Source organism: Alcanivorax sp. HI0044 (assembly GCF_001634945.1).
Genome location: NZ_LWEZ01000818.1, coordinates 1 through 7,332, shown reverse-complemented (window position 1 = coordinate 7,332; position 7,332 = coordinate 1). Strand labels below are relative to the sequence as shown.

Sequence of the window (7,332 nt, the reverse complement as noted above, 5' to 3'; positions counted from 1 at the left end):
GCATGGTGGTCTTACCCGTGCCGGTACCGCCGCTGATAATAATATTGCGCCGCGATTCCACTGCCTTGACCATGATGTCCAGGCAGGCGTCCGTCAGTGAGCCAGACTCGATCAGCTCACGGGCAGTCAGATGGTTACGGGTAAACTTGCGAACACTGATACTGGGGCCATCCAGTGCCAGCGGCGGGATAATGGCATTCACCCGCGAACCGTCTGGCAGGCGCGCATCCACCATCGGGCTGGACTCATCCAGACGCCGCCCGAGTGGCGCCAACATGCGACGAATGACCCGCACCACATGGTCATCATTGATAAACCGGACGGACGCTTTTTGCAGCACCCCCGCCACCTCGATGAAAACACTGTCCGGCCCATTCACCAGAATATCGTTGATGCGATCATCCGCCAGCAACGGCTCCAGCGGCCCGAAACCCGTCACTTCATCAAGGGTATCGCGGGCCAGCTGATTGAGGTCCTGCGTAGAAAGCGGCACCCGATTCAGGGCAATATGCTGACCCACCGCCGTGCGGACAAAATCCGACAGCTGATCACGGCCAGCATTGCCGACCTCAATTCCTTCCTCATCCAGCCGCTCCACCACCCAGCGATGGGTGCGATCCTTGAGCTGCTGATATTCGGCATCAATCCGTCCGGCCACGACTGCTCCTGCTATCCGTTGCGTTCACTAACCGTTTGATGACTCATTACGCATTACTGCGCAGGCGCTGCCACCAGCCCTGGCCAGCCACATCATCCTGCTGCATTTCCAGCTTGCCGATCAGTGCCTGCAAGTTCCGGCTATACCGGCAACGAGGAGATTGTTCCTGAATCGGCAAGCCGCTATTCATGGCCAGCAGCCGATAACGCCAATCCATTGGCAGACCGCCAAGCAGTGGTACGCCTGCCGTCTCCGCCAGCTCATCCACACCCGGTGGCGCATGGCTGTCCACGCCATCGACAATCAGGCTGACCTGACTGTCACGGCCCAGGTGAGAGCGCCAGTCGTTGCCCAGGCTGCGCACGGCATGGGCCTGATCCACCAGCGGATGCATGGCCACCAACAAGTGGCGGGCATGAATGCCCAGCGCACGCACCCAATGGCGACTTTCCAGCGTGCCCACATTGATCACGATGCGGTCAAACATCTGCATCAAATGGTTCAGGGCGATAAACAAATCAGCACTACGGTCCCCTGCCAGGTCACCGCTTTCCACCCCTCCGGCCAGCAATCGCAAGCCCGGTCGGTACTCTTCCAGCGCCGTGCCAATCAGGGTTTCATCCAGCGTTTCCGGGCTGGCCAGCAGATTCTCCAGGTTGTACTCGTTGTGCACATCCAGGTAGAAAATACCGCGTTCGCCCGGCTGGGTATCAATGGCCAGGCAGCGTTGCTCGGGGAACAAGCGGTTCAAACCCAGCGCCACATTCTGGGCCAGGAATCGGGTGTCTACCGTCGGGCTGGCAGAAGCCACCAGAGTGAGGTTATTGGTGCCGGAACGCACTTCGTCGCCATAGTGCCCAACACGCAGCAGCTGATGCCGGCGCAAGCGCTCACGCACATCCCCGGCATCCGTACCCGCTACGAAGCAGTCTCTGGCACCGGCCCGCATGGCCTGGAGCAGCAGCTCCTGGTTTGAGCGAGCACACACGGTGATCACGGTAACCCAGGGGCGTGCACTGGTCAGGGCCGTAATGATGGCCAGCGACTGGTCCATATCCGTTTCGGATATCTCGACCATCACCACATGGGCCGTCGTCGCCTCCAGTAAGCGCAGCACCCGGGTCAAATCGGAACGGCTAACCTGCTCCAGCCGGAACGGCTCTTCCACCACCCTATCCAGCCAGGCTTCGATACCTTCATCGTCAACAACCGAGAGAACAATGTCGTGGTCACTCATAGCATCACCAGCTCAGTCCATGACGGATGGGTTGGGAGCCGCGTCGGCTTTCCGTGGCCATATCCAGCCAGCCCATGCTGCTGGAATGGTAGCCGGCGCCCGGCAACGTCACCGGCGGGGTGGTGGCCTGCTGCGGCGTCACCAGATGCGGTGTCACCACCATCACCAGCTCCTTGTCATCTTTCTGAATTCGCGTGGACCGGAAAAACGCACCCAGCAGCGGGATATTGCCGATGCCCGGCAACCGGGCGCTGCTGTTAATGGTGTTACGGCTAACCAGACCACTGATAATGAAGGTTTCACCCGGGGCCAGTGACACGGTCGTTTCCGCCCGCCGCACACGCAGGCCAGGCACTGCCACACCACCGGTTTCCACGCCGGCGGAGAAATCCAGTTCGGACACTTCCGGCGCCACCTTGAGAATAATCTGGTTCTTGTCGATGACCGTGGGCGTCAGGCTCAGGCCAATGCCGAATTCCTTGAATTCGATCTGCACTCCGTCGGTGGTGCTGCGAGTTGGCACCGGGAATTCGCCACCGGACAGGAAGCTGGCGCTCTGGCCGGACAGACTGGTGAGCGACGGTTCCGCCAAGGTATACGCAAACCCACCGGATTCCAGCGCATTAATGGCCAACACCGAGTTGGGACCGAACCCAAACAGGTTAAAACCCTCTGTTCCCAGCGGAGTAGGCACCGCGCCCGGCACCTGAAAGCCGGAGCCCGGTGCGGCAATGCCCACCGCAGACTGACCACCATTGAATGAATTGCTGTAACTCATGCCCAACTGGTTCAACTCGGAACGGCTCACTTCCAGCACACGAATATCCGTCTGCACCTGGGTGCCGAACGGCAGGGAGTCACCCAGCGTCGTCGCCACAACCACGGTGCTTCGCAACGGTTTGCCGTTGTTGCGCAACCACACTGACAGCACTGCTGAACCTTCAGCTTTCGCCGTCAGCAGCAATTCATTACTGCCGGTCACCGTCAGGGCGGCCACACCCGGATCGGACGTAGCCACTTTCGATACCGCAGCGGGGAACGTCAGCACCTTCTGATCCCCAGGTGCCAAACGCATGGAATCGGTCAATTCCTCGGCCTGTACAACATTCGCCACCACCAAAAGCAGTAACGCCGACAAGCTGGTCCACCCCATTTTTATCAACCCACCCTTAACGCACATACGTGCTCCTTGAGTCAGACCCTTCATAGACTTCGACTCGCTGGCCCGGCTTGGCCTGCGGTGCAGGCGCTCGGGTAGCCGGGAACAGATCCTTGTAGTAGAACGGTTTGTCCTTCTTGCCACGGGCACTGGCCACAGAGCTCTCGTCACCCTTGTCGTCACTGGCAACCACTGCCAGACGCAGCGCGCCCTCTTCAGCCGCCAGCAACAATGGCGGCACCTTGTCCTTGGGCACCGCCAGCACCACGGTATTGTTACGACGCTGCTCTTCACGGTCCTGATCACTGCTGGCGGCGGCCATGGCGCCTTTTACCGCCAACACCTGGACGCTACGCAACAGCACCAGTGCCGCCGGGTTATCACGCTCCACCTTGCGAAAAGCCACCACCACATCCACCAGATCACCGGGCTGCAGCAATCCGCCAGCCATCACCACATTATCCACAGCCACGCCGACGGCACGAAAGCCCGTCGGTAACGCGCCAGGGAGGGTGCCGCCAGGTTCAAGATGATTTCGGGAAAGCAGCTCGCCCGGACGGGCAAACTGGCGAAGCTCCTTGCCCACCACCTTTTCATCGGCGGTCAGCACATTGGCAATCGGGGCAGGGGAAGACACCACCGCCAGGGACTCTTCATCAAGCGTATCCCCGACATTCAGGCTCTGCGTCACCACCCAGTAGCGATAACTGGGGGCATCCTGAACGGACGATTCGGTGTCCGTGTCATTATCCTTCACCACCAACGCCGGTGTCGGATCACGACTTAACCCCACCAATGCCAAGATCAACGCCACCAGCGCCACTGCCAGCGCCGGCAACATATACAGCAGTCTTGATCCCATGTTCTCTCCGGAACATCCCTGTGTGTTTCTGGTTCTAATTGCAGGCACGCCGCATCAGAATGCGGCCCGCGCCTCCGCATCCAGCCGCTCCGGCAGTGGGGGGAACTCCCCCAGCATGCCGAAACTCAGCGCCGGCACCACCGGATTGGTCTGATAGTTCGGATAAACCAGGCGGCAGTGGAGCATTTCCACCCCCCCCACTGTCTCCAGATTACAGGCACCCTCAGCATCCAGATCCCTGAGACTGGGCGGTAGCTGTGTCACCAGCCCGGCCAACGCCGAATTGGCACGCTGCGTCACTGACGCCCCCAAGGCGGCCCCCTGTAACGCAGAACGATCAATGTACAAGGCGGTGGATACCGCATTGTCTACCGCATCCTGCATCCGGTACTGAGCAAAGAATGTCAGGCCGTATACCGCCGCGCCATATAACATGGCGACAACGAAGGGGAACAACAGCAAAAATTCCAGTGCCACCGCCCCTGCCTGTTTTCCCCACATCCGCATGCCGACTAATCCCTAGGTACCAGAGGTATCAGAGGCATCAGAGAACAGGTCGGAAAATGCCGTTTCCAGTGCATCGCTAACCGTATCATTAGTCGCCAAAACACCAATGATAATGATCAACGCTGCAGCCAGAACAATGTACTCCAGCGCACTGGCACCACGCTGTTTACGCGCACGGCCTGGCAACTGGCAATAAAGACGGGCAAAAACGAATTGGGAAATCATAGTCAAAGTACTCATAGTGCTCTCCGTGCACGCTCTTTGTGAGGGTTACCAAAACTGATTAAACACTTGCTACATATGCGTAAATATGAACTTCTGATTTGATCCTATGCAAACGTGACGCACTTCACAACGCTGGGCGTGTAGCCTTTTGTTGCGAAACATCCCGTTCCTGTAAAGCTAGCACCACCATCTTTTTGTGACGTAGATCAAACCTCTGTTCGGGGCCGGAAAGACGACAGACGGGCTTTTTCCGCGCAGAGTTGATATGCAACGCCATTTACATGGGCAGCACTTTTCGCCAGGCATAAAAAAACCCGGGAAATCCCGGGTTTTTTTATGTCCGCTGCCAGGCAGGCAAGCTAGAAGATCATTACTTGATCTTCGCTTCCTTGTAGGCCACATGCTTACGCACGACCGGATCATACTTCTTGGTTTCCATCTTTTCAGGATGGAGACGCTTGTTCTTGGTGGTGGTGTAAAAATGACCAGTGCCAGCAGAGGACACCAGGCGGATTTTTTCACGAATAGGACCGGCCATGGGTTAACTCCTTCTGTTAGCCTTAAACGCGATCGCCGCGAGAACGGATATCGGACAGTACAGAGTCGATACCTTTCTTGTCGATGATGCGCATACCTTTAGAGCTGACCCGCAGACGCACAAAACGCTTCTCGGACTCAACCCAGAAACGATGGTGGTGCAGGTTCGGCTCGAAACGACGCTTGGTCTTGATGTTCGAGTGGGAAACGCGATTGCCCGTTACAGGGCGCTTACCGGTCACCTGGCAAACTTTGGACATTGTCTTGCTCCGTAAAACTTCTTGCGGGGGACGGTAGAGCCCCGGAAAAGGCGCGTTTTATACCAATCCACCGCTCAAGTTTCAAGCGAAATCTTGAATTAAAAGATAGCCGGACGCCAAACGCCTGAAGCCAGACGCCAACCAAGCGCCGTCTTTTAGCCGCAAGCTAGCGCCAGATGCCAGAAAGACTCACCATGCTCTTTTTACATCAGGCATCCGGCATTAAGCGTCAGGCGTTTTCACAATGCTCCGCGGGAGGCCAGGGATACCCAGCCCCCATCCCCAATCACCAGATGATCGAGCACCCGGACCTCAACAAGCCCCAGCGCCTCCACCAACCGGCGCGTAATCGCATGATCCGACTGGCTGGGCTCGGCCACGCCCGACGGGTGGTTGTGGGCCAGAATGACCGCTGCGGCGTTATGCTCCATGGCCCTGCGCACCACCTCCCGGGGGTAGACCGCCGCTGCGTCAATGGTGCCCTGAAACAGTTTTTCGAAGGCGATCAGCCGGTGCTTGTTGTCCAGAAACAGGCAGGCGAACACCTCGAACGGCAATCCGCGCAGTTGCGCCGTGAGTAACTGCCCCGCCTTGTCCGGGTTATCCAGCGGCTGCCCCCGTTCCAGGGGCTCCGCCAGATAGCGCCGCCCCAACTCCAGCGCCGCCAGCAACAGCGCCCGCCGGGCGGCCCCCATACCCGGCAAATGCGCCATGCGTTCCGGGCTCAGGTCCAGCATGGCACGCAAACCGCCGCTGCCCGCCAGCTGCCGTCGCGCCAGATCCACCGCCGTCATGCCCTGCTGCCCGGTACGCAAAAAAATCGCCAACAGCTCTGCATCACTGAGCGCCCCGGCACCCCGCGCCAACAACTTCTCCCGCGGCCGCTCATCCGTCGGCCAGTCTGTTATGGCCATGGTTATACGCCCCACGCCTGAGGCCGGATGCCTGACGCTAAAAACGCCTCATCCTGCATACGGGTGATCAACGCTGACAACTGGGCGAACACCTTCTCCGTTTGTCCAATAAGCACGTTGGCACCGGCATATGCCAGCCTTGCGGCTATGGCAATCTGGGTCTCGAGCTCCAATAACGAGCCTCTGGCGATATAAAAGAACCGAAGCCGGTCAGCCTGCGAACCCCGCCCATAACCCTCCGCTATATTGGAAGGAACGCTGACCGACGCCCTGCGCATTTGACTAACGAGTCCAAATTGCTCGCTCCGTGGAAAATCCTGCGTGGCCTCATAGACCAATACCACGAGATCCATGGCGGACTGCCAAACCCGTATTTTCTCGTACGTCCTCACAATCTTGCTCCCTCTTTTGCGTCAGGCATCCGGCATGTGGCGTCCTGCCAACCGTCCTGCGTGCCGCGTCTCCTATACAGTGCTACTCTATGCAGCCTGACTTGATAGCAGCCTTGGCGCTGCAGCGGCAGGGGAGATTCGCCATGACTGCCGTCATCCAAACAAGGGTTTTTGCATGCAACGTCTGATGAACAAACGGGTCCTGCTGGGCGTCACCGGCGGCATTGCCGCCTATAAAGCCGCTGATCTGGTACGTCGGCTGCAGGATGTGGGCGCACAAGTACGGGTGGTCATGACCCAGGGCGCCTGTGAATTCATCACCCCGCTGACCATGCAGGCCCTGTCCGGCCACCCGGTCCACACCACCCTGCTGGACCCCACCGCCGAAGCGGCCATGGGCCATATCGAGCTGGCCCGCTGGGCAGACCTGGTGCTGATAGCCCCCGCGTCCGCCAACTTCATGGCCCGCCTGGCCCACGGCCACGGCAACGATCTGCTCACCACCCTGTGCCTGGCCACCGGCGCCCCCATCGCCATTGCCCCGGCCATGAACCAACAAATGTGGGCCGACCTCAGCACCC

At 59.1% G+C, this 7,332-nt stretch carries 11 protein-coding genes; 1 reads left to right on the top strand and 10 read right to left on the bottom strand.

Annotated features, from left to right (window positions below):
* The 10 genes from A3730_RS09750 to A3730_RS09705 form a co-directional block, all read right to left on the bottom strand.
* Nucleotides 1-658 (bottom strand): ATPase, T2SS/T4P/T4SS family (locus A3730_RS09750; protein ID WP_197477407.1); only part of this gene is annotated, 658 nt, incomplete at its 3' end.
* A 46-nt stretch (nucleotides 659-704) separates the two neighbouring features.
* Nucleotides 705-1,895 (bottom strand): hypothetical protein, encoded by a 1,191-nt coding sequence (locus A3730_RS09745; RefSeq protein WP_063520836.1) that lies wholly within the window; start codon nucleotides 1,893-1,895, stop codon nucleotides 705-707.
* 4 nt (nucleotides 1,896-1,899) lie between these two features.
* Nucleotides 1,900-3,048, bottom strand: a complete 1,149-nt coding sequence (locus tag A3730_RS09740) for a type II and III secretion system protein family protein (RefSeq protein WP_063520835.1) — start codon at nucleotides 3,046-3,048, stop codon at nucleotides 1,900-1,902.
* Between the two features lie 16 nt (nucleotides 3,049-3,064).
* Nucleotides 3,065-3,916, bottom strand: coding sequence for a Flp pilus assembly protein CpaB (cpaB, locus tag A3730_RS09735; protein WP_063537335.1), 852 nt, complete (start codon nucleotides 3,914-3,916; stop codon nucleotides 3,065-3,067).
* 54 nt (nucleotides 3,917-3,970) lie between these two features.
* Nucleotides 3,971-4,423: a TadE/TadG family type IV pilus assembly protein gene (locus tag A3730_RS09730; protein ID WP_063520008.1), complete on the bottom strand. Its 453-nt coding sequence runs from the start codon at nucleotides 4,421-4,423 to the stop codon at nucleotides 3,971-3,973.
* Between the two features lie 12 nt (nucleotides 4,424-4,435).
* The gene (locus A3730_RS09725; protein ID WP_063520007.1) at nucleotides 4,436-4,663 is read right to left on the bottom strand and encodes a Flp family type IVb pilin; all 228 of its coding nucleotides are present in this window, start codon (nucleotides 4,661-4,663) and stop codon (nucleotides 4,436-4,438) included.
* A 355-nt stretch (nucleotides 4,664-5,018) separates the two neighbouring features.
* On the bottom strand, nucleotides 5,019-5,186 hold the full coding sequence (rpmG, locus tag A3730_RS09720) for a 50S ribosomal protein L33 (RefSeq protein ID WP_007151127.1): 168 nt from the start codon (nucleotides 5,184-5,186) through the stop codon (nucleotides 5,019-5,021).
* Between the two features lie 22 nt (nucleotides 5,187-5,208).
* Complete coding sequence (rpmB, locus tag A3730_RS09715) at nucleotides 5,209-5,445, bottom strand: 50S ribosomal protein L28 (RefSeq protein ID WP_007149468.1); 237 nt, start codon at nucleotides 5,443-5,445, stop codon at nucleotides 5,209-5,211.
* Nucleotides 5,446-5,684: 239 nt separating this feature from the next.
* Entirely contained in the window at nucleotides 5,685-6,359 is a 675-nt protein-coding gene (gene radC, locus A3730_RS09710; RefSeq protein WP_063521167.1) for a DNA repair protein RadC, read from the bottom strand.
* Between the two features lie 2 nt (nucleotides 6,360-6,361).
* Nucleotides 6,362-6,751, bottom strand: a complete 390-nt coding sequence (locus A3730_RS09705; protein WP_082872321.1) for a four helix bundle protein — start codon at nucleotides 6,749-6,751, stop codon at nucleotides 6,362-6,364.
* 175 nt (nucleotides 6,752-6,926) lie between these two features.
* Between A3730_RS09705 and A3730_RS09700 the strand changes: the two genes are divergently transcribed.
* On the top strand, nucleotides 6,927-7,332 hold a 406-nt coding region (locus A3730_RS09700), incomplete at its 3' end, for a flavoprotein (RefSeq protein ID WP_304439485.1).

Excerpts from the sequence above, each read along its gene's own strand:
- A3730_RS09730 (WP_063520008.1), bottom strand. The coding sequence starts at position 4,423 with ATGCGGATGTGGGGAAAACAGGCAGGGGCGGTGGCACTGGAATTTTTG.
- rpmB (WP_007149468.1), bottom strand. The coding sequence starts at position 5,445 with ATGTCCAAAGTTTGCCAGGTGACCGGTAAGCGCCCTGTAACGGGCAAT.
- rpmG (WP_007151127.1), bottom strand. The coding sequence starts at position 5,186 with ATGGCCGGTCCTATTCGTGAAAAAATCCGCCTGGTGTCCTCTGCTGGC.
- A3730_RS09745 (WP_063520836.1), bottom strand. The coding sequence starts at position 1,895 with ATGAGTGACCACGACATTGTTCTCTCGGTTGTTGACGATGAAGGTATC.
- radC (WP_063521167.1), bottom strand. The coding sequence starts at position 6,359 with ATGGCCATAACAGACTGGCCGACGGATGAGCGGCCGCGGGAGAAGTTG.
- A3730_RS09740 (WP_063520835.1), bottom strand. The coding sequence starts at position 3,048 with ATGGGGTGGACCAGCTTGTCGGCGTTACTGCTTTTGGTGGTGGCGAAT.
- A3730_RS09725 (WP_063520007.1), bottom strand. The coding sequence starts at position 4,663 with ATGAGTACTTTGACTATGATTTCCCAATTCGTTTTTGCCCGTCTTTAT.
- cpaB (WP_063537335.1), bottom strand. The coding sequence starts at position 3,916 with ATGGGATCAAGACTGCTGTATATGTTGCCGGCGCTGGCAGTGGCGCTG.